Source organism: Marinobacter sp. KMM 10035 (assembly GCF_046537445.1).
GTDB lineage: Bacteria > Pseudomonadota > Gammaproteobacteria > Pseudomonadales > Oleiphilaceae > Marinobacter > Marinobacter sediminicola.
Genome location: NZ_JBBVMG010000004.1, coordinates 131,644 through 149,910 on the forward strand (window position 1 = coordinate 131,644; position 18,267 = coordinate 149,910).

An 18,267-nucleotide genomic window follows, 5' to 3' on the forward strand; every position below is an offset into this window, starting at 1 on the left:
GCTCCTCCCTCTGGGCTTCAAGCATAATCATGCAAAAGAACATATTTTTCGCAGGCGGCGCATTGTAACAGAAGGTTCCCCAGCGAGGCACAGCTACCACTTACCGACACTTTCGCCGCAGCCGGCGTAACACGGTATAATTCCCGTTTTTTCTCTACGAGAGGTGTTATGGATCATATCCAGATCAAAGGGGCACGTACCCACAACCTGAAGAACATCGACCTGGATATCCCGAGGGACAAACTGATCGTCATCACCGGGCTGTCAGGCTCAGGCAAGTCGTCCCTGGCATTCGATACGCTGTACGCTGAAGGGCAGCGACGCTATGTGGAATCCTTGTCCACCTACGCTCGCCAATTTTTGTCGATGATGGAGAAACCCGATGTAGACCACATCGAAGGGCTTTCCCCTGCCATCTCTATCGAGCAGAAGTCCACATCCCACAACCCTCGCTCGACAGTCGGCACAATTACTGAAATCTACGACTACCTGCGGCTGATGTTCGCCCGCGCGGGCGAACCCCGATGCCCGGAGCACGGGCAAGCCCTCGAAGCCCAGACCGTCAGCCAGATGGTGGATCAAGTGCTGGCGATGCCCGAGGACAGCAAGCTCATGATCCTTGCGCCGGTGATCCGCGATCGTAAAGGTGAACACCTGCAGATTGTTGAGACCATGCGCAGCCAGGGATTTATCCGATTGCGAGTCGATGGAATCGTTTACGACATTGATGATGTGCCGGCACTCGACAAAAAACGTAAACACCAGATTGACGTGGTAGTCGACCGCTTCAAGGTAAAGCCCGGACAGGAACAGCGACTGGCTGAGAGTTTTGAGACGGCGCTGGGGCTTGCCGATGGCATCGCGTTGGTTGCACCAATGGATGCCGACACAGGCAGCGAAGGAGAGGAACAGACCTTTTCAGCGAAATACGCCTGCACACAGTGCGGTTACGCGCTAAGCGAACTTGAACCCAAGTTGTTTTCCTTCAACAACCCGGCGGGAGCTTGCCCTACCTGCGACGGACTGGGCGTTAAACAGTTTTTTGATGCCGAAAAAATCGTACAGCACCCGGAATCCACGCTTGCAGCCGGCGCTATCAAAGGCTGGGATCGACGGGCGGTCTATTACTTCCAGATGCTGGGTAACATAGCAGAGCACTACAGGATCGATCTTGAAACACCCTGGGAGGAACTCCCTGAAGACTTCAGAACGATGCTTTTGTTTGGATCAGGCACCGACGAAATTCCATTTCGTTATGTAAATTCCCGCGGCCAGATCATGGAGCGCTCCCATTCCTTCGAGGGCATTATTCCAAACCTCGAACGCCGTTACCGGGAAACGGATTCCCAAAGTGTGCGCGAGGAACTGGCAAGGCACCTCAGCACCCAGCCTTGCAAGGAATGCGGCGGCTCACGACTTAGGCGCAGCGCTCGCCACGTATTTATTGAAGATCACAACATATCCGACCTCACACGCCTTCCTATCGGCGAAGCCTATACCTATTTCGACGGGCTCGCCCTACCCGGCCGCAAAGGCGAGATCGCCGAAAAAATTACCAAGGAAGTACGCCAGCGCCTGCAGTTTTTGGTAAACGTGGGACTTGAATATCTGACACTGGAGCGCAGCGCAGACACCCTGTCTGGCGGCGAGGCCCAACGAATCAGGCTCGCGAGCCAGATCGGCGCCGGCCTCGTAGGGGTCATGTACATATTGGATGAACCCTCCATCGGGCTTCATCAGCGGGACAATGATCGGCTGTTGAGCACCCTTACCCACCTTCGCGACCTGGGCAACACCGTCATCGTTGTCGAACATGATGAAGACGCCATACGAGCGGCCGACCATGTTATCGACATCGGGCCTGGCGCCGGAGTTCATGGGGGCCAGATAATCGCCCAAGGCACCCCTGCTGACATTCTTGCCAATCCGGACTCGCTGACCGGCCAATACCTCAGCGGAGTCAAAGAAATAGCCATACCGGCTATCCGACACAGGGGTAATGGTGAAACTCTCACACTGGCAGGCGCCACTGGCAACAACCTGCAAGATGTCACGCTGGCACTACCCTTGGGCATCATGACCTGTATAACCGGCGTCTCAGGCTCCGGCAAATCAACTTTGATAAACAGCACGCTCTACCCGGTCGCCGCCGCCAAGCTGAACAAAGCAACCAGCCTGAGCGCCGCGCCATACAGAGGGCTAACCGGCCTCGACCAGTTGGACAAAGTGATCGACATAGATCAAAGCCCAATCGGCCGAACGCCTCGCTCCAACCCGGCTACCTACACGGGCCTGTTCACCCCAATCCGCGAACTCTTCGCTGGAACCCAGGAAGCTCGTTCACGGGGCTACAAACCGGGGCGTTTCTCGTTCAACGTCAAAGGTGGCCGCTGCGAAGCTTGCCAAGGCGACGGCATGATCAAGGTAGAAATGCACTTCCTGCCAGACGTGTACGTTCCCTGCGACGTATGCAAAGCCAAACGCTATAACCGAGAGACTCTCGAAGTTCGCTACAAAGGCAAGAACATCAATGAAGTGTTAAGCATGACGGTAGAAGAAGGACGGGAGTTTTTCGATGCCGTACCTTTCCTGGCCAGAAAGCTGCAAACGCTCATCGATGTAGGCCTCTCTTACATCCGCCTTGGGCAGAGCGCAGTCACCCTATCTGGCGGCGAGGCCCAACGCGTAAAGCTTGCCAAAGAGCTCTCAAAGCGTGACACAGGCAAAACCCTGTACATACTCGACGAACCAACTACGGGATTGCATTTCTACGACATCCAGCAACTGCTAAACGTACTCCAGCGCCTGCGTGATCACGGCAACACCATAGTGGTTATCGAGCACAACCTGGATGTAATAAAAACCGCAGACTGGGTTATCGACCTGGGCCCGGAAGGCGGTTCCGGAGGCGGTCAAATCATTGCAGAAGGTACGCCTGAGGAGGTTGCGGAAAACCCTGCGTCCCATACCGGTCGCTACCTGAAACCAATGCTGGGCCAAAAAGGAAACTAGCACAAAGTATGTTCGGCCTGGGGTGGCGGGTTCATTTTCTGCCGGAAAAAGATGTCTGAGCGAGGCGAGTTATTTTTCCAAAGAAAATGAACCCACCACCCCGGGCCAGCCCTCTACGCAGGAAACACCGAATCAACCACCAAATTTTAGACACAAAAAAAACCGGGAACCTTACGGCACCCGGCTTTTTTTCGTGGGCTAGCGAACGATATTACTCGTCGCCTTCGTCCACTTCTTCTGCTTCGATGTCCAACGGACGACCTACCAGCTCAACGAATGCCATAGGGGCATTGTCGCCAGCACGGAAGCCACACTTCAGAATACGAAGGTAACCACCCGGACGCTCGTTGTAACGGGGACCAAGCTCATTAAACAGCTTGGCTACCGCCGCGTCGTCGCGCAGGCGAGAAAACGCCAGACGACGATTCGCTACCGAATCTACTTTGGCGAGCGTGATCAAAGGCTCGGCTACACGACGAAGCTCTTTGGCTTTCGGCAGCGTTGTTTTAATCAGCTCATGACCAACCAGTGACGCAGTCATGTTACGAAACATGGCCTTGCGATGCGCACTGGTCCTGCTGAACTTACGACCACTCTTACGATGACGCATTGCTCTGATTCCTTACCTTAAACTAATCGGCAATCAACCGCCCAGAACCCGGTCGTCGCCACGAAGGCTAGCCGGTGGCCAGTTATCAAGACGCATTCCCAGAGACAAACCACGGGACGCCAAAACGTCCTTGATCTCGGTGAGCGACTTCTTACCAAGGTTAGGCGTCTTCAACAGCTCAACTTCTGTGCGCTGGATCAGATCACCGATGTAGTAAATATTTTCAGCCTTCAAGCAGTTAGCCGAACGTACCGTCAATTCAAGATCATCAACCGGACGCAGCAGAATCGGATCAATTTCTTCCTCTTCCTCTACACGCTCAGGCTCTTTTTCATGATCAAAATCGACAAATACTGCCAGTTGCTGCTGGAGAATGGTCGCTGCCCGGCGAATTGCTTCTTCCGGATCGATGGTTCCATTGGTCTCCAAATCAATAACCAGCTTGTCCAGATCGGTACGCTGCTCTACCCGTGCACTTTCCACTGAGTAGGCTACACGGCGAACCGGACTGAAGGTTGCATCCAGCTGCAGACGGCCGATGGCGCGGGTTTCATCTTCGTCGAGACCACGCTGATCAGCCGGCTCATAGCCGCGACCGCGAGCAACACGCAGACGCATGTTCACTTCACCCTTTTCACTCAGGTGACAGATCACATGATCCGGGTTGGAAATCTCAACGTCGTGATCCAGCTTGATATCACCAGCTGTAACGACGCCCGGGCCTTTCTTGCTGAGGGTTAGCTCAGTGTCGTCCCGACCGTTCATTTTGACAGCAACGCCTTTGAGATTCAGAAGAATCTCAATGACGTCTTCCTGGACACCTTCAATCGCGCTGTACTCGTGCAAGACACCGTCGATCTGCGCTTCAGTAACAGCGCAGCCCGGCATCGAAGACAAGAGAATGCGGCGCAGCGCACTTCCCAAAGTATGTCCAAAGCCTCTTTCCAGAGGCTCCAGAGTAACTTTAGCGCGCATCGCACTGGATTCTTTCACGTCAATGGTACGAGGTGTCAATAACTCTTGTACTGAACGCTGCATAGACGCCCCTATCTACTATCGTTGCTTATCAGGCTTTACTTGGAGTAAAGCTCGACGATGAGGTTCTCGTTGATGTCGGCCGGCAATTCAGTACGCTCAGGCACTGACTTGTAAACGCCGGACATCTTAGTGGCGTCGACCTCTACCCAGCTCACCGGTGCACGGCTTGCAGAAAGTTCCAGAGCGCCTTTAACACGCAACTGGTTTCTGGCTTTCTCACGCACGCTCACAACATCGCCTGGCTTGACTTTGTAGGAAGGAATATTCACTACCTTGTCGTTAACCAGAATCGCCTTGTGAGAGACGAGCTGTCGGGATTCAGCACGGGTAGAACCAAAACCCATGCGGTATGCAACGTTGTCAAGACGCGTCTCAAGAAGTTGCAGCAGGTTCTCACCCGTTGCACCCTTCAAACGAGCCGCCTCTTTGTAATAGTTGCGGAATTGCTTTTCCAGTACACCGTAAATACGACGAACCTTCTGCTTTTCACGAAGCTGAACGCCATATTCAGACAGACGGCTGCGACGTGCGCCGTGCATACCTGGTGGAGTCTCGATGTTGCACTTGGAATCCAGCGCGCGAACACCGCTCTTCAGAAAAAGATCTGTCCCTTCACGACGAGACAGTTTGCACTTCGGGCCTATATAACGAGCCATAATTCACTGTCTCCTGTGTTAGACGCGGCGCTTTTTAGGCGGACGACAGCCGTTATGGGGAATCGGCGTCACATCTGTGATGTTAGTGATCTTGTAGCCGCACGAATTCAATGCACGAACTGCAGACTCACGTCCGGGCCCGGGACCCTTAACCTCTACGTCCAGGTTTTTAAGGCCGTATTCAGCAGCCGCGTTACCGGCTCTTTCAGCTGCTACCTGCGCAGCAAAAGGTGTGCTCTTACGTGACCCACGAAAACCAGAACCACCAGAGGTGGCCCAGGACAGGACGTTGCCCTGACGGTCAGAAATGGTCACGATCGTGTTGTTGAAGGACGCGTGTATGTGCGCGACGCCATCAACAACGGTCTTTTTCACCTTTTTACGGGTACGTGTACCTGGCTTTGCCATGTTTGCCTACCTGTTACTTACGAATAGGTTTGCGAGGACCTTTACGGGTGCGTGCGTTGGTCTTGGTGCGCTGACCACGGACTGGAAGTCCATGACGGTGGCGCAGACCACGGTGACATCCGAGATCCTTCAAACGCTTAATGTTCATCTGTACTTCACGACGCAGATCGCCTTCAACGATTACCTTACCCACTTCAGTACGAAGTGTCTCAAGTTGCTCGTCGGACAGGTCTTTGACCTTGACGTCCGGCTTAACACCGGTTGCATCGCAAAGCTTCTGGGCTGTTGTCTTGCCAACACCAAAGATGTAAGTCAGCGAGATAACAGCATGTTTGTGATCGGGTATATTGACACCGGCTATACGTGCCATCCAAATTACTCCGCGTTCAAAGCTTTGCTGTGTGAATTTTCCGCCACAAAAATGGGGCGCGAAATAATAGCGCCTGACTCGGCATCGAGTCAAGCGCCATCATTACGAACCTCTTTTGCAACCAGGTTAGTTCCCGAAGGAATTAGCCCTGACGCTGCTTGTGGCGAGGCTCCGAGCAAATGACTCTTACTGAGCCATTGCGACGAATTACTTTGCAGTTACGGCAAATTTTCTTTACCGAAGCGCGTACTTTCATTGTCGACTCCAGTTTTCAAGGGGAACGGGTGTTACCCGTTCCGTCCATAGCCCTTGAGATTGGACTTCTTCATCAGCGATTCATACTGATGCGACATCAGGTGCGACTGAACCTGCGCCATGAAATCCATCACCACGACTACAACAATCAGCAGTGAGGTGCCGCCCAGATAGAACGGAACATTCCCGGCCACCATCAGAAACTGAGGGAACAGAGAAACTGCTGCAATGTACATTGCACCGAACAGGGTCAGACGAGTCAGAACGCCATCAATATATTTGGCTGTCTGATCGCCCGGACGAATGCCCGGTATAAATGCGCCAGAGCGCTTGAGATTATCCGCAACTTCTTTCGGGTTATACATCAAGGCTGTATAGAAGAAGCAGAAGAATACCACCGCTGCTGCAAACAGAATAATGTATAACGGTTGGCTTGGCGCCAATGCCTGGGAAATATCACTGAGCCACTCCATGCCTTCGCCCTGACCAAACCACTGCCCGAGGGAAGCCGGGAACAGCAGAATGGACGAAGCAAAGATGGGCGGGATAACCCCGGCCATATTCACTTTCAAAGGCAAATGACTGGATTGCTGGGCAAATACCCGGCGGCCTTGCTGCCGTTTTGCATAGTTGATAGTCAAACGCCGCTGACCACGCTCCATGAAGACCACGAAGCCCACTACTGCAATAGCAAGAATGCCGATACCCAGAACCACCAACAGGCTCATTTCACCGTTACGAGCCTGCTCCAGAGTCTGGCCTATTGCGCCGGGAAGCCCAGCAACAATACCTGCAAAAATCAGCAGGGAGATGCCGTTACCGACACCACGCTCAGTAATCTGCTCACCTAGCCACATCATGAAGACTGCACCACTGACAAAAGACACAACCGCCACAAAGTGAAAGCTGAAACTATCGTTAAAGGTGACGCCTTGAGAGGCAAGACCAACAGAAATACCAAAACCCTGAACCAGAGCCAGGAGAACCGTACCGTACCGCGTATACTGGCTTATCTTACGACGTCCAGCCTCACCCTCTTTTTTCAGCTGCTCAAGCTGCGGACTTACCGCAGTCATGAGCTGCATGATAATCGAGGCGGAGATATACGGCATGATACCGAGAGCGAAGATACTCATGCGCTCGAGCGCACCACCTGAGAACATGTTGAACATACTCAGGATCGTGCCCTGATTCTGTTCGAACAGTGCCGCCAAACGGTCGGGGTTTATTCCTGGCACCGGGATGTGGGCACCGATCCGGTACACCAGCAATGCCAGGAAGACAAACCAGAGCCTGGATTTCAGCTCAGCAAGTCCTTTTCCCGCGCCCGCAGGCAATGATGCGTTCTTCGCCATTTAGTCCTCGACTCGCCTTAGTCTTCGACTTTGCCACCCGCGGCAGAAATTGCCTCGCGCGCGCCTTTGGTTACACGAAGTCCCTTTACAGTTACTGCGCGGTCAAGTTCGCCGGACAGAATAACCTTAGCTTCGCGAATTTCTTCGCGGATGATGTCAGCCTTCTTAAGCGCTGCAAGATCCACAATATCGCCTTCAACCTTGGCCAACTCGTTCAATCGAATCTCGGCAACATAGCGCTGTTGACGCGATGTAAAGCCAAACTTCGGCAGACGACGAGCCAAAGGCTGCTGACCACCCTCGAAACCAGGGGCAACACTGCCACCGGAACGGGATTTCAGACCCTTGTGACCGCGACCGCCAGTTTTACCGAGGCCGCTACCGATACCACGACCAACACGCTTGGCGGCGGGACGTGAACCGGGTTCTGGACTAAGCTCGTTCAGACGCATCTTAGTTCTCCTCAACCCGAACCAGGTAATCTACCCGGTTGATCATGCCGCGAATAGAAGGAGTATCTTCTACTTCAACGGTGTGACCGATTTTACGAAGACCCAGGCCCTTCACACAAAGCTTGTGCTTAGGCTGGCAGCCGATTGGGCTGCGGGTCAGAGTTACTTTGATCGTATTTGCGTTCGCCATGACTTCAACCCAGAATTTCTTCGACGGATTTACCGCGCTTGGCTGCAATATCCTCAGGCGCTTGTGTCGCCTGAAGACCCTTGATGGTGGAACGTACCACGTTCACCGGGTTGGTAGACCCGTAACACTTGGACAGTACGTTCTGAACCCCTGCAACCTCCAACACAGCACGCATTGCACCACCGGCAATGATTCCTGTACCTTCAGACGCTGGCTGCATGTACACCTTGGAGCCACCATGCTGGGCCCGAACTGCGTACTGCAGGGTAGTACCGTCAAGCGGAATATCTACCATGTTCTTACGTGCAGCTTCCATCGCCTTCTGAATCGCCACAGGCACTTCACGTGCCTTACCGCGACCAAAGCCAACGCGTCCTTTTCCGTCACCGACAACGCTCAGCGCGGTGAACGCAAAAACGCGACCGCCCTTGACCACTTTAGCAACGCGATTCACCTGAACCAGCTTTTCCTGGAGCTCAGGCGCCTTCTGATCGTTAACGCTCATCTTCTCCACCTCTTAGAATTGCAAGCCAGCTTCACGGGCTGCATCGGCCAAAGCCTGTACGCGTCCGTGATAACGGTAACCGGAGCGGTCAAATGCTACCTGCTCCACACCTGCCGCCCTGGCACGCTCAGCGATAAGCTGACCAACCTTCTTGGCGGCATCCACGTTACCGGTTGCACCCTGGCGCAATTCCTTATCCAACGTGGAGGCAGTGGCTAAAACCTGACTGCCATCTGCTGTCGTAACCTGGGCGTACATGTGACGCGGAGTGCGGTGAACGCACAAACGTGTCGTACCCAGCTCACGGATCTTCATGCGCACTTTGCGTGCGCGACGCAATCTTTCGTTATTCGCGCTCATAGTCCCGCCTTATTTCTTCTTGGCTTCTTTGCGTCTTACCTGCTCATCCGCATACCGAACACCTTTGCCCTTATAAGGCTCGGGCGGACGGAACGCGCGGATTTCCGCAGCGACGTGGCCAACCTGTTGCTTGTCGATACCGCGAATAACTACTTCCGTATTGGACGGAGTTTCAACGGTAATCCCCTCGGGCAGCTCATAGGAAACCGGGTGAGAAAAACCCAGAGTCAAATTGAGCTTCGTACCTTGCGCTTGGGCCCGATAACCAACACCGACGAGCTGGAGCTTACGCTCGAAGCCTGCGGATACACCGGTCACCATATTGTTGACCAGCGCGCGGGTTGTACCAGCAAGAGCGCGGGACTTTTGGGCACCATCGCGAGCAGCAAAACGCAGAAGATTCTCTTCCTGTTTTACTTCAACCGCTTGGTGAATCGAAAATTCAAGAGCTCCTTTGGAGCCCTTAACACTAATTTCCTGGCCGTTCAGCTTAACCTCAACACCGGAAGGCAGCACGACAGGATTATTGGCAACCCTGGACATGTGATTCTCCTAGAATACGGTGCAGATGACTTCGCCACCCACGCCAGCAGCTCGTGCGGCGCGGTCAGTCATAACGCCCTTGGACGTAGAGACTATCGCGACTCCTAAACCACCGGATACCTTCGGCAGTTCCCCAGCGCCTTTGTACTGACGCAGACTTGGGCGGCTAACCCGCTTAATCTGTTCAATAACCGGCTTACCACCGAAATACTTGAGCGTGATAGTCAACTCAGGCTTAACATCGGCTGTAACGGAAAAATCTGCAACATAGCCTTCGTCTTTGAGAACCTGGGCTACTGAGATCTTCATCTTTGAAGACGGCATCGTAACGTCTGCTTTCGATGCCATCTGTGCGTTGCGAATACGGGTTACCATATCCGCAAGCGTGTCTTGCATGCTCATTGGTATGAGGCTCCTGATCTTTTTAGTTGTGCAGCGGCGCGCCGCACCGCTTACCAACAGACATCCCGACCTAAGCCAGGATACCTATCTTACCAGCTTGCCTTGGTCAGGCCCGGAACGTCGCCACGCATGCCGTACTCACGGAGTTTAATCCGTGAAAGTTCGAACTTGCGCAGAACGCCATGGGGACGACCAGTCACCTGGCAACGATTACGAAGACGCGATGGAGAAGCATCACGAGGAAGCTGCTGGAGCTTCATCTGTGCATCCCAACGGTCATCATCGCTGGTATTTGGGTTCTTGATAATCGCCTTGAGCTCAGCGCGCTTCGCTGCAAACTTCGCAACAGTTTGTTCGCGCTTCAGCTCACGGTTTTTCATTGAAACCTTAGCCATTACTCTCGTTCCTTTATTTCTTGAACGGAAAGCCGAAAGCTTTCAGCAGCTCGCGACCTTCGTCGTCGGTACGGGCACTGGTGGTAATGGTGATATCCAGCCCGCGGATCTTGTCGACTTTGTCGTACTCGATCTCTGGGAAGATGATCTGCTCACGCACACCCATGCTGTAGTTACCGCGCCCGTCAAAGGACTTGGGATTAAGACCACGGAAGTCACGAATACGGGGAACCGCAATGTGAACCAGGCGATCAAAGAAATCCCACATACGCTCACCGCGCAGGGTAACTTTACAACCGATCGGCCATCCTTCACGGATTTTGAAACCCGCAACGGACTTACGCGCTGTAGTAACAACAACTTTTTGACCTGCCAGGCGCTCTAGATCTGCCACAGCATTCTCAATCAGCTTTTTATCACCAACCGCTTCGCCGACACCCATATTCAGGGTAATTTTCTCGATACGCGGCACCTGCATGACGTTCTTGAAACCGAACTCTTTCTGCAGGGCAGGTACCACTTCCTTGCTGTACTGCTCTTTCATGTTAAGCATCGTAACCACCACCGCTTACTGGTTATCGACAGCTTCTTTCGTAGCTTTGAAGATCCGCGTCTTCGTCCCGTCTTCCTTAATCTGGAAGCCAACACGATCGGCTTTGCCGGTCTGCGGATTAAAAACAGCTACGTTGGAAGCCTGGATAGGCGCTTCTTTTTCGACGATGCCACCGGGGGTGCCCAACATCGGGTTTGGTTTAGTGTGTTTCTTCATCATATTGATGCCGGAAACAATCACCTTGCCATCGTCCTGAACTTTCAGAACTTTACCACGTTTGCCTTTGTCTTTCCCCGTAGTGACGATTACTTCGTCATCTCGTTTAATCTTTTTCATAACCGGCCTCTGGTCCTTTAAAGTACTTCGGGTGCCAGTGAGATAATTTTCATGAACTTTTCGTTTCGCAGCTCACGGGTAACCGGTCCGAAGATACGGGTACCAATGGGTGCGTCCTGATTGTTCAGAAGTACAGCCGCGTTGCCGTCGAAACGGATAAGCGACCCATCGGGACGGCGAACACCCTTACGGGTGCGCACTACTACAGCCTTCAAGACCTGGCCTTTCTTCACTTTTCCGCGGGGGATGGCTTCCTTAACGGTCACCTTAATGATATCCCCAATGGCGGCATAGCGCCGGTGTGAACCGCCCAGGACCTTGATGCACATCACCTGACGCGCACCACTGTTATCCGCGACTTCAAGCATTGTCTGAGTCTGAATCATGGTTGTTCTCCGGGCGAATTACACCTTGGATGCATGTTCAGTGACTTCCACCAGGGCCCAGCTTTTGGTCTTGGAGACCGGGCGGGTTTCCTGAATGGTCACAGTGTCACCGATATTGCACTGGTTGCTCTCATCGTGAGCATGGATCTTGGTTGAACGCTTCATGTACTTACCGTACAGAGGGTGCTTCACCTGACGCTCGACCAACACCACGATGGACTTCTCCATCTTGTTGCTTACGACCTTGCCGCTAAGAGTTCTGGCAGTTTGGGTAGCTTCGGTCATGTCACTGTCCTGCCTTTTCGTTCAATACTGTTTTCACACGAGCAATGTCGCGCTTCACCCCGGCGAGAAGGTGAGACTGATTGAGCTGACCAGTAGCCTTGCGCATGCGCAGGTTGAACTGCTCCTTCAGGAGATCGATCAGCTCCTTATTCAGCTCCGCGGCTGATTTTTCACGCAGCTCTGTTGCTTTCATCACATCACCGTCCTCGTTACGAAGGTGGTCTGTACCGGCAACTTTGCCGCTGCGAGTGTGAAGGCTTCGCGTGCGATATCTTCAGAAACACCTTCCATCTCGTAGAGCATACGGCCTGGCTGAATTTCAGCCACCCAGTACTCGACAGAACCCTTACCTTTACCCATACGTACTTCAAGCGGCTTACCGGTGATCGGCTTATCCGGGAACACCCGAATCCAGATCTTTCCGCCACGCTTGATCTTACGCGTCATGGTACGACGTGCCGCTTCAATCTGGCGCGCAGTTATACGCCCGCGAGTCGTCGCTTTCAATCCGTATTCACCGAAGCTCACCTTGTTGGCGCGGTGAGCAAGACCGGTATTACGGCCCTTCATTACCTTGCGAAATTTGGTGCGTTTTGGTTGCAGCATAAGATTGCCCCTTTACTTAGAACCTTTCTTCCCAGAGGCTTTCTTGTCAGCACGGACCTGTTCCATACCACCAAGAATCTCACCTTTGAAGATCCATACCTTGACGCCGATTATGCCGTAAGTGGTATGCGCTTCGTAGGTTGCGTAATCAATATCTGCACGCAATGTGTGCAGCGGAACACGACCTTCACGATACCACTCGGAACGCGCAATTTCGGCACCCCCGAGACGACCACCAACCTGAATCTTGATGCCTTTGGCTCCCTGACGCATTGCGTTTTGTACCGCACGCTTCATAGCGCGACGGAACATCACACGACGCTCCAGCTGTCCGGCAACGTTTTGCGCTACCAGGCGAGCATCCAGATCCGGCTTGCGGACTTCTTCGATGTTGATGTGCACAGGCACACCCATCATCTCGCCAACTTCACGACGCAGACGATCAACATCTTCACCCTTCTTACCGATAACAATACCGGGGCGGGCAGTATGGATCGTGATACGGGCGTTCTGAGCAGGGCGCTCGATCACAATCTTGCTAACAGACGCCTTAACCAGACGCTTGTCGAGGAATTCGCGAACCTGAATATCGTTCAACAGGTTCTTTGCGTATTCCTTTTTATCGGCATACCAAACTGAGTTGTGCTCTTTAATCACACCCAGGCGGAAGCCGATTGGATTTACTTTATGACCCATCTGAGCATCTCCTACTTGTCGGCGACCTTGACGGTGATATGACAGGTGCGCTTCATGATTCTGTCAGCGCGCCCCTTGGCTCTAGCCTTGATCCGCTTGAGCGTCGGGCCTTCATCCACCATAACGGTGGAAACCCGCAATTCGTCAACGTCCAGACCTTCGTTGTGCTCAGCGTTAGCGATGGCGGATTCAAGAGCTTTCTTGATAATCACCGCCGCCTTCTTAGGGCTGAAAGTCAGAATGTTCAGGGCGTCCTCAACCGGCTTGCCGCGGACCTGGTCGGCGACAAGACGTGCTTTCTGAGCTGAGAGGCGAGCGCCCTTGTACTTGGCTGCTACTTCCATTTCTATTCCCCTCACAATCAGCGTTTAGCTTTCTTGTCGGCCGAGTGGCCACGATAAGTACGCGTTGCCGCGAACTCTCCCAGTTTATGCCCGACCATATCTTCGGTGACAAAAACCGGCACGTGTTGCCTGCCGTTGTGGACTGCAATGGTCAAGCCAACGAACTCTGGAAAAATCGTGGAACGACGCGACCAGGTCTTAATTGGTCGTTTGTCGTTCGCTTCCAGAGCTGCCTCGACCTTCTTCAACAGATGCAGGTCTATGAATGGACCTTTCTTTAAAGAACGTGGCACAGCATTTACCTCTATGTGGTCGTTTACTTGGCTGAACGACGACGTACTATCATTTTGTCAGTACGCTTGTTCTTACGAGTCTTATGCCCTTTGGTCGGAACACCCCAAGGAGTAACTGGGTGACGTCCGCCAGAGGTACGCCCTTCACCACCACCATGTGGGTGGTCAACTGGGTTCATAGCCACACCACGAACCGTTGGACGCTTTCCGCGCCAACGTGATGCACCCGCTTTACCAAGCCGCTTGAGACTGTGCTCACTGTTGGACACTTCACCCAACGTGGCACGGCAATCTACAAGCACCTTTCGCATTTCACCTGAGCGCAGACGGATGGTCGCGTAAGCGCCTTCCCGAGCTACAAGTTGCACGGATGCGCCCGCAGAGCGAGCCAACTGTGCACCTTTACCAGGCTTGAGCTCAACGCAATGGATCACAGAACCAACCGGCATATTCCGCAGCGGCAATGTGCTTCCAACCTTGATAGGCGCGTCGATTCCTGAGCGCACAGGCTCTCCGATCTGCATACCTTTGGGAGCGATAATGTAACGACGCTCACCGTCGGCATACTTGATCAGCGCGATGTGCGCAGAGCGGTTAGGATCGTATTCAATGCGTTCAATTGTCGCAGGAATACCATCTTTGGTCCGCTTGAAATCTATTATACGGTAGTGCTGTTTATGGCCACCACCAATATGACGGGTAGTGATACGGCCGTTGTTATTACGACCACCCGACTTGCTTTGAGATTCGACCAACGGTTCGTAAGGACGCCCTTTGTGTAAATCCGGGTTGTACAGTTTTACAACGTGACGGCGTCCGGCTGATGTTGGCTTGGTTTTGACGATCGGCATATTACGACCCCTTTACCTTATTCCACATCCAGAAAATCGATGTCCTGACCTTCAGCCAGCTTTACATAAGCCTTACGAATGTCATTACGCTTGCCGAACCCGCGGGCTGTGCGCTTGAGCTTGCCCTTACGATTCAGAACTTGAACACCTTCTACGGTGACGTTGAACAGTTGCTCAACAGCCTTCCTGATCTCCGGCTTGGTGGCGTCCGGGGCGACCCGGAAAACAACCTGACCATGCTCGGCAACCATTGAGGCTTTCTCCGATACGTGAGGCCCTAAAAGGACCTTATAAATACGTTCCTGATTCATCCCAGCATCTCCTCGATCTTCTTCAGAGCGGGAACAGTTACCACGACTTTCTCGTAAGCAACCAGGCTAACCGGATCCAGACCCGCAACATCACGCACATCGACGTGAGGCACGTTGCGAGAAGCCAGGTGCAGATTATGCTCAAGGCTTTCTGTCAGGATCAGGGCATTGGAAAGGCCCAGATCTGCCAGCTTGGACGTGAAGTCTTTGGTCTTTGGCGCATCGACTGCAAAGTCGTCAACCAGAACCAGACGCTCCTGACGAACCAACTCGGAGAAAATAGAGCACATCGCGGCACGATACATCTTACGGTTAACTTTTTGCTCAAAGCCGCGAGGCTTGGCAGCAAAAGTCACACCACCGGAGCGCCAGATAGGGCTACGGATTGTACCGGCACGAGCGCGGCCAGTACCCTTCTGACGCCAGGGCTTCTTACCACCACCACTGACTTCTGAGCGGGTTTTTTGAGCTTTGGTTCCCTGACGGCCAGCTGCCATATAAGCAGTAACCACCTGGTGAACCAGAGCCTCATTAAAATCTTTGGCAAATGCAGCATCGGAAACAGAAATTCCCTTGCCACTACCTGTAATAGTCAATTCCATCGAACCGCTCCTCAGGCTTTAAGTGCAGGCTTGATGACAACATCACTGCCAGTTGCGCCGGGGACGGCACCACTAATCAGCAGGAGGTTGCGCTCGGCGTCGACACGGACAACTCTAAGGTTCTGCACAGTTACTTGCGCATTACCCATTTGGCCCGCCATCTTTTTGCCCTTGAATACCTTGCCCGGAGTCTGGTTCTGACCAATAGAACCCGGAGCACGATGCGATAGGGAGTTACCATGCGTTGCATCCTGCATGGAGAAGTTCCAGCGTTTAACGCCACCCTGGAAACCCTTACCCTTGGACTGACCGGTAGCATCTACAAGCTGACCATCTTCAAAGACAGTTGCAGCAATTTCGCCGCCTGCAGCCAGGTCTTCACCTTCGCCGTCAGCCAGCCGAAATTCCCAAACTCCCCGACCAGCTTCTACGCCGGCTTTAGCAAAATGACCTGCCTCGCCCTTGGTAACACGTGACGCACGACGAGTGCCCACAGTTACCTGAACAGCACGATAGCCGTCATTCTCAAGAGTTTTGAGTTGAGTAATGCGGTTAGGATCAACCTCAATTACCGTAACAGGCAGAGCCTGCCCGTCTTCCGTAAATATACGGGTCATACCAGCCTTACGGCCGACAACACCAATTGCCATGTTTCACCTCTAAGTGTACGGGGCTCTCACCCTCTATGGCCTTAGGACAGTTACACAGATCAATACCAGGTGGTATTAACCGAGGCTAATCTGAACGTCTACACCTGCTGCCAGGTCCAACTTCATCAAAGCATCTACTGTCTTTTCCGTTGGCTCAACAATGTCGAGCAAACGCTTATGAGTACGAATTTCATACTGGTCGCGCGCGTCTTTGTTAACGTGCGGGGAAACCAGAATAGTGTACTTTTCCTTCCGCGTCGGCAGAGGGATAGGCCCACGCACTTGAGCGCCGGTCCGCTTAGCGGTATCGACAATCTCCTGCGTCGACTGGTCGATAAGGCGATAATCAAACGCCTTCAACCGGATTCGAATCTTTTGGCTTTGCATGTTGCACCAAACTCCACTCGTAGCAGCTACTAGACTAGTTAGCCGACCTTCAAAAAAAGGAGCCGCATTGTATGCATAATACCCAACCCTGTCAACAGAGATGACTGCTGGCCAGATCGGGTCAAGCGGTTGCGACAGAAATCGAAAAAGGGGCTGACCAAGTCAGCCCCCCTTCCTGATGCAACGAGCGTCTTACTCGATGATCTTGGCGACTACGCCAGCACCAACGGTACGACCGCCTTCGCGAATCGCGAAGCGCAGGCCATCTTCCATGGCGATCGGAGCAATCAACGTCACTTCCATCTGTACGTTATCACCAGGCATAACCATTTCCACGCCTTCCGGCAATTCACAGGAACCAGTTACGTCGGTAGTACGGAAGTAAAACTGAGGACGGTAGCCCTTGAAGAATGGAGTGTGACGACCACCCTCATCCTTGCTCAGTACGTATACTTCACACTCAAACTTGGTGTGCGGCTTGATGCTACCTGGCTTACACAATACCTGACCACGCTCAACGTCGTCACGCTTGGTACCACGAAGCAGTACACCTACGTTCTCGCCAGCACGACCTTCGTCCAGCAGCTTACGGAACATCTCAACACCGGTGCAGACAGTCTTGACGGTATCCTTGATACCAACAATCTCAACTTCTTCACCAACCTTGACGATACCGCGCTCAACACGACCAGTCACAACCGTACCACGACCGGAGATAGAGAACACATCCTCAATCGGCAGCAGGAACGGCTGATCAATCGCACGCTCCGGCTCAGGGATGTAATCGTCCAGAGCCTCAACCAGCTTCTTCACAGCGGTTGTGCCCATTTCGTTGTCGTCTTTGCCCTGCAACGCCATCAGCGCTGAACCAGTGATGATTGGCGTATCGTCACCCGGGAAGTCGTACGCACTCAACAGCTCGCGCACTTCCATCTCTACCAGCTCAAGCAGCTCTTCATCATCTACCATGTCCGCTTTGTTCAGGAACACAACGATGTAAGGAACGCCAACCTGACGAGACAGCAGGATGTGCTCACGCGTCTGAGGCATCGGGCCGTCAGCTGCGGAACAAACCAGAATCGCGCCATCCATCTGAGCCGCACCGGTGATCATGTTCTTCACATAATCCGCGTGGCCCGGGCAGTCTACGTGTGCGTAGTGACGGCTAGGAGAATCGTACTCAACGTGAGAGGTCGCAATGGTAATACCACGCGCACGCTCTTCCGGTGCGTTATCGATCTGATCGAATGCACTCGCAGAACCAGTACCCCAAACTTCGTGACACACACGAGTCAGAGCAGCGGTCAGAGTCGTCTTACCATGGTCAACGTGACCAATAGTGCCCACGTTAAGGTGTGGCTTAATTCTTTCAAACTTGGATTTAGACACAGTTACACCTCTTCCTGTTACTTAATT

The 18,267-nt window shown here is 53.2% G+C and carries 30 protein-coding genes; 1 reads left to right on the forward strand and 29 read right to left on the reverse strand.

Features of this window, described 5'->3' with window-relative positions; genetic code table 11:
• The first annotated feature begins 168 nt into the window (after positions 1 to 168).
• Positions 169 to 3,012: an excinuclease ABC subunit UvrA gene (uvrA, locus tag AADB16_RS17530; RefSeq protein WP_410805155.1), complete on the forward strand. Its 2,844-nt coding sequence runs from the start codon at positions 169 to 171 to the stop codon at positions 3,010 to 3,012.
• Between the two features lie 211 nt (positions 3,013 to 3,223).
• On the opposite strand, the gene rplQ is transcribed toward uvrA, so the two are convergent.
• The 29 genes from rplQ to tuf all read right to left on the reverse strand — a co-directional run bounded on the left by rplQ (position 3,224) and on the right by tuf (position 18,240).
• Entirely contained in the window at positions 3,224 to 3,622 is a 399-nt protein-coding gene (rplQ, locus tag AADB16_RS17535; protein WP_200204912.1) for a 50S ribosomal protein L17, read from the reverse strand.
• Between the two features lie 33 nt (positions 3,623 to 3,655).
• Positions 3,656 to 4,660 carry a DNA-directed RNA polymerase subunit alpha gene (locus AADB16_RS17540; protein WP_200204913.1) on the reverse strand — a complete coding sequence of 335 codons (1,005 nt, stop codon included), beginning with the start codon at positions 4,658 to 4,660 and terminating at the stop codon, positions 3,656 to 3,658.
• A 35-nt stretch (positions 4,661 to 4,695) separates the two neighbouring features.
• On the reverse strand, positions 4,696 to 5,316 hold the full coding sequence (gene rpsD, locus AADB16_RS17545; RefSeq protein ID WP_298453361.1) for a 30S ribosomal protein S4: 621 nt from the start codon (positions 5,314 to 5,316) through the stop codon (positions 4,696 to 4,698).
• A gap of 18 nt (positions 5,317 to 5,334) precedes the next feature.
• On the reverse strand, positions 5,335 to 5,724 hold the full coding sequence (gene rpsK, locus AADB16_RS17550; RefSeq protein ID WP_044387623.1) for a 30S ribosomal protein S11: 390 nt from the start codon (positions 5,722 to 5,724) through the stop codon (positions 5,335 to 5,337).
• Positions 5,725 to 5,737: 13 nt separating this feature from the next.
• The gene (gene rpsM / locus AADB16_RS17555) at positions 5,738 to 6,094 is read right to left on the reverse strand and encodes a 30S ribosomal protein S13 (protein ID WP_200204915.1); all 357 of its coding nucleotides are present in this window, start codon (positions 6,092 to 6,094) and stop codon (positions 5,738 to 5,740) included.
• 142 nt (positions 6,095 to 6,236) lie between these two features.
• The gene (gene rpmJ / locus AADB16_RS17560; protein ID WP_008174902.1) at positions 6,237 to 6,350 is read right to left on the reverse strand and encodes a 50S ribosomal protein L36; all 114 of its coding nucleotides are present in this window, start codon (positions 6,348 to 6,350) and stop codon (positions 6,237 to 6,239) included.
• Between the two features lie 31 nt (positions 6,351 to 6,381).
• Entirely contained in the window at positions 6,382 to 7,704 is a 1,323-nt protein-coding gene (gene secY, locus AADB16_RS17565; RefSeq protein WP_100641179.1) for a preprotein translocase subunit SecY, read from the reverse strand.
• Positions 7,705 to 7,721: 17 nt separating this feature from the next.
• Complete coding sequence (rplO, locus tag AADB16_RS17570; RefSeq protein ID WP_410805160.1) at positions 7,722 to 8,156, reverse strand: 50S ribosomal protein L15; 435 nt, start codon at positions 8,154 to 8,156, stop codon at positions 7,722 to 7,724.
• Between the two features lies 1 nt (position 8,157).
• Positions 8,158 to 8,346 (reverse strand): 50S ribosomal protein L30, encoded by a 189-nt coding sequence (rpmD, locus tag AADB16_RS17575; RefSeq protein ID WP_298453377.1) that lies wholly within the window; start codon positions 8,344 to 8,346, stop codon positions 8,158 to 8,160.
• A gap of 4 nt (positions 8,347 to 8,350) precedes the next feature.
• The gene (rpsE, locus tag AADB16_RS17580; RefSeq protein WP_144780214.1) at positions 8,351 to 8,851 is read right to left on the reverse strand and encodes a 30S ribosomal protein S5; all 501 of its coding nucleotides are present in this window, start codon (positions 8,849 to 8,851) and stop codon (positions 8,351 to 8,353) included.
• Positions 8,852 to 8,863: 12 nt separating this feature from the next.
• Positions 8,864 to 9,211 carry a 50S ribosomal protein L18 gene (gene rplR, locus AADB16_RS17585; RefSeq protein ID WP_410805163.1) on the reverse strand — a complete coding sequence of 116 codons (348 nt, stop codon included), beginning with the start codon at positions 9,209 to 9,211 and terminating at the stop codon, positions 8,864 to 8,866.
• A 9-nt stretch (positions 9,212 to 9,220) separates the two neighbouring features.
• Positions 9,221 to 9,754: a 50S ribosomal protein L6 gene (rplF, locus tag AADB16_RS17590; protein ID WP_200204919.1), complete on the reverse strand. Its 534-nt coding sequence runs from the start codon at positions 9,752 to 9,754 to the stop codon at positions 9,221 to 9,223.
• Positions 9,755 to 9,763: 9 nt separating this feature from the next.
• Positions 9,764 to 10,156, reverse strand: coding sequence for a 30S ribosomal protein S8 (gene rpsH, locus AADB16_RS17595; protein ID WP_200204920.1), 393 nt, complete (start codon positions 10,154 to 10,156; stop codon positions 9,764 to 9,766).
• An 89-nt stretch (positions 10,157 to 10,245) separates the two neighbouring features.
• Positions 10,246 to 10,551, reverse strand: a complete 306-nt coding sequence (gene rpsN, locus AADB16_RS17600; protein WP_041341451.1) for a 30S ribosomal protein S14 — start codon at positions 10,549 to 10,551, stop codon at positions 10,246 to 10,248.
• Positions 10,552 to 10,564: 13 nt separating this feature from the next.
• Complete coding sequence (gene rplE, locus AADB16_RS17605) at positions 10,565 to 11,095, reverse strand: 50S ribosomal protein L5 (RefSeq protein ID WP_410805192.1); 531 nt, start codon at positions 11,093 to 11,095, stop codon at positions 10,565 to 10,567.
• 24 nt (positions 11,096 to 11,119) lie between these two features.
• Positions 11,120 to 11,440: a 50S ribosomal protein L24 gene (rplX, locus tag AADB16_RS17610; RefSeq protein WP_298453387.1), complete on the reverse strand. Its 321-nt coding sequence runs from the start codon at positions 11,438 to 11,440 to the stop codon at positions 11,120 to 11,122.
• A gap of 17 nt (positions 11,441 to 11,457) precedes the next feature.
• Positions 11,458 to 11,826: a 50S ribosomal protein L14 gene (rplN, locus tag AADB16_RS17615; RefSeq protein ID WP_200204921.1), complete on the reverse strand. Its 369-nt coding sequence runs from the start codon at positions 11,824 to 11,826 to the stop codon at positions 11,458 to 11,460.
• 18 nt (positions 11,827 to 11,844) lie between these two features.
• A complete protein-coding gene (gene rpsQ / locus AADB16_RS17620; protein WP_071267344.1) occupies positions 11,845 to 12,111 on the reverse strand; it encodes a 30S ribosomal protein S17 in 267 nt (88 codons plus the stop codon).
• Between the two features lies 1 nt (position 12,112).
• Positions 12,113 to 12,304, reverse strand: coding sequence for a 50S ribosomal protein L29 (gene rpmC, locus AADB16_RS17625; RefSeq protein ID WP_298453395.1), 192 nt, complete (start codon positions 12,302 to 12,304; stop codon positions 12,113 to 12,115).
• Entirely contained in the window at positions 12,304 to 12,717 is a 414-nt protein-coding gene (gene rplP / locus AADB16_RS17630) for a 50S ribosomal protein L16 (protein ID WP_100641166.1), read from the reverse strand. The genes rpmC and rplP overlap by 1 nt, the downstream gene beginning before the upstream one ends.
• A gap of 12 nt (positions 12,718 to 12,729) precedes the next feature.
• Positions 12,730 to 13,413: a 30S ribosomal protein S3 gene (rpsC, locus tag AADB16_RS17635; protein ID WP_200204922.1), complete on the reverse strand. Its 684-nt coding sequence runs from the start codon at positions 13,411 to 13,413 to the stop codon at positions 12,730 to 12,732.
• Between the two features lie 11 nt (positions 13,414 to 13,424).
• A complete protein-coding gene (gene rplV / locus AADB16_RS17640) occupies positions 13,425 to 13,757 on the reverse strand; it encodes a 50S ribosomal protein L22 (RefSeq protein ID WP_100641162.1) in 333 nt (110 codons plus the stop codon).
• Between the two features lie 17 nt (positions 13,758 to 13,774).
• The gene (gene rpsS / locus AADB16_RS17645; RefSeq protein WP_298453407.1) at positions 13,775 to 14,050 is read right to left on the reverse strand and encodes a 30S ribosomal protein S19; all 276 of its coding nucleotides are present in this window, start codon (positions 14,048 to 14,050) and stop codon (positions 13,775 to 13,777) included.
• A 23-nt stretch (positions 14,051 to 14,073) separates the two neighbouring features.
• On the reverse strand, positions 14,074 to 14,901 hold the full coding sequence (gene rplB / locus AADB16_RS17650) for a 50S ribosomal protein L2 (protein ID WP_200366507.1): 828 nt from the start codon (positions 14,899 to 14,901) through the stop codon (positions 14,074 to 14,076).
• 17 nt (positions 14,902 to 14,918) lie between these two features.
• The gene (gene rplW, locus AADB16_RS17655; protein ID WP_200204925.1) at positions 14,919 to 15,212 is read right to left on the reverse strand and encodes a 50S ribosomal protein L23; all 294 of its coding nucleotides are present in this window, start codon (positions 15,210 to 15,212) and stop codon (positions 14,919 to 14,921) included.
• Positions 15,209 to 15,814 (reverse strand): 50S ribosomal protein L4, encoded by a 606-nt coding sequence (gene rplD, locus AADB16_RS17660; protein ID WP_298453418.1) that lies wholly within the window; start codon positions 15,812 to 15,814, stop codon positions 15,209 to 15,211. The genes rplW and rplD overlap by 4 nt, the downstream gene beginning before the upstream one ends.
• Before the next feature lie 11 nt (positions 15,815 to 15,825).
• On the reverse strand, positions 15,826 to 16,464 hold the full coding sequence (rplC, locus tag AADB16_RS17665) for a 50S ribosomal protein L3 (RefSeq protein WP_410805170.1): 639 nt from the start codon (positions 16,462 to 16,464) through the stop codon (positions 15,826 to 15,828).
• A 75-nt stretch (positions 16,465 to 16,539) separates the two neighbouring features.
• Entirely contained in the window at positions 16,540 to 16,851 is a 312-nt protein-coding gene (rpsJ, locus tag AADB16_RS17670; RefSeq protein ID WP_041341420.1) for a 30S ribosomal protein S10, read from the reverse strand.
• A 192-nt stretch (positions 16,852 to 17,043) separates the two neighbouring features.
• The gene (tuf, locus tag AADB16_RS17675) at positions 17,044 to 18,240 is read right to left on the reverse strand and encodes an elongation factor Tu (RefSeq protein ID WP_298453426.1); all 1,197 of its coding nucleotides are present in this window, start codon (positions 18,238 to 18,240) and stop codon (positions 17,044 to 17,046) included.
• Between the last annotated feature and the right edge of the window lie 27 nt (positions 18,241 to 18,267).

Excerpts from the sequence above, each read along its gene's own strand:
- rplW (WP_200204925.1), bottom strand. The coding sequence starts at position 15,212 with ATGAATCAGGAACGTATTTATAAGGTCCTTTTAGGGCCTCACGTATCG.
- rplB (WP_200366507.1), bottom strand. The coding sequence starts at position 14,901 with ATGCCGATCGTCAAAACCAAGCCAACATCAGCCGGACGCCGTCACGTT.
- rplX (WP_298453387.1), bottom strand. The coding sequence starts at position 11,440 with ATGAAAAAGATTAAACGAGATGACGAAGTAATCGTCACTACGGGGAAA.
- rpmJ (WP_008174902.1), bottom strand. The coding sequence starts at position 6,350 with ATGAAAGTACGCGCTTCGGTAAAGAAAATTTGCCGTAACTGCAAAGTA.
- rpsH (WP_200204920.1), bottom strand. The coding sequence starts at position 10,156 with ATGAGCATGCAAGACACGCTTGCGGATATGGTAACCCGTATTCGCAAC.
- rpsE (WP_144780214.1), bottom strand. The coding sequence starts at position 8,851 with ATGAGCGTTAACGATCAGAAGGCGCCTGAGCTCCAGGAAAAGCTGGTT.
- rpsC (WP_200204922.1), bottom strand. The coding sequence starts at position 13,413 with ATGGGTCATAAAGTAAATCCAATCGGCTTCCGCCTGGGTGTGATTAAA.
- rplO (WP_410805160.1), bottom strand. The coding sequence starts at position 8,156 with ATGCGTCTGAACGAGCTTAGTCCAGAACCCGGTTCACGTCCCGCCGCC.
- secY (WP_100641179.1), bottom strand. The coding sequence starts at position 7,704 with ATGGCGAAGAACGCATCATTGCCTGCGGGCGCGGGAAAAGGACTTGCT.
- rplP (WP_100641166.1), bottom strand. The coding sequence starts at position 12,717 with ATGCTGCAACCAAAACGCACCAAATTTCGCAAGGTAATGAAGGGCCGT.
- rpsN (WP_041341451.1), bottom strand. The coding sequence starts at position 10,551 with ATGGCTAAGGTTTCAATGAAAAACCGTGAGCTGAAGCGCGAACAAACT.
- rplC (WP_410805170.1), bottom strand. The coding sequence starts at position 16,464 with ATGGCAATTGGTGTTGTCGGCCGTAAGGCTGGTATGACCCGTATATTT.
- rpsK (WP_044387623.1), bottom strand. The coding sequence starts at position 5,724 with ATGGCAAAGCCAGGTACACGTACCCGTAAAAAGGTGAAAAAGACCGTT.
- rplV (WP_100641162.1), bottom strand. The coding sequence starts at position 13,757 with ATGGAAGTAGCAGCCAAGTACAAGGGCGCTCGCCTCTCAGCTCAGAAA.
- rplN (WP_200204921.1), bottom strand. The coding sequence starts at position 11,826 with ATGATTCAGACTCAGACAATGCTTGAAGTCGCGGATAACAGTGGTGCG.
- AADB16_RS17540 (WP_200204913.1), bottom strand. The coding sequence starts at position 4,660 with ATGCAGCGTTCAGTACAAGAGTTATTGACACCTCGTACCATTGACGTG.
- rpsD (WP_298453361.1), bottom strand. The coding sequence starts at position 5,316 with ATGGCTCGTTATATAGGCCCGAAGTGCAAACTGTCTCGTCGTGAAGGG.
- rpsQ (WP_071267344.1), bottom strand. The coding sequence starts at position 12,111 with ATGACCGAAGCTACCCAAACTGCCAGAACTCTTAGCGGCAAGGTCGTA.
- rplF (WP_200204919.1), bottom strand. The coding sequence starts at position 9,754 with ATGTCCAGGGTTGCCAATAATCCTGTCGTGCTGCCTTCCGGTGTTGAG.
- rplE (WP_410805192.1), bottom strand. The coding sequence starts at position 11,095 with ATGAAAGAGCAGTACAGCAAGGAAGTGGTACCTGCCCTGCAGAAAGAG.
- rpsJ (WP_041341420.1), bottom strand. The coding sequence starts at position 16,851 with ATGCAAAGCCAAAAGATTCGAATCCGGTTGAAGGCGTTTGATTATCGC.
- rpmD (WP_298453377.1), bottom strand. The coding sequence starts at position 8,346 with ATGGCGAACGCAAATACGATCAAAGTAACTCTGACCCGCAGCCCAATC.
- rplQ (WP_200204912.1), bottom strand. The coding sequence starts at position 3,622 with ATGCGTCATCGTAAGAGTGGTCGTAAGTTCAGCAGGACCAGTGCGCAT.
- rplD (WP_298453418.1), bottom strand. The coding sequence starts at position 15,814 with ATGGAATTGACTATTACAGGTAGTGGCAAGGGAATTTCTGTTTCCGAT.
- rpsM (WP_200204915.1), bottom strand. The coding sequence starts at position 6,094 with ATGGCACGTATAGCCGGTGTCAATATACCCGATCACAAACATGCTGTT.
- uvrA (WP_410805155.1), top strand. The coding sequence starts at position 169 with ATGGATCATATCCAGATCAAAGGGGCACGTACCCACAACCTGAAGAAC.
- rpmC (WP_298453395.1), bottom strand. The coding sequence starts at position 12,304 with ATGAAAGCAACAGAGCTGCGTGAAAAATCAGCCGCGGAGCTGAATAAG.
- rplR (WP_410805163.1), bottom strand. The coding sequence starts at position 9,211 with ATGAGCGCGAATAACGAAAGATTGCGTCGCGCACGCAAAGTGCGCATG.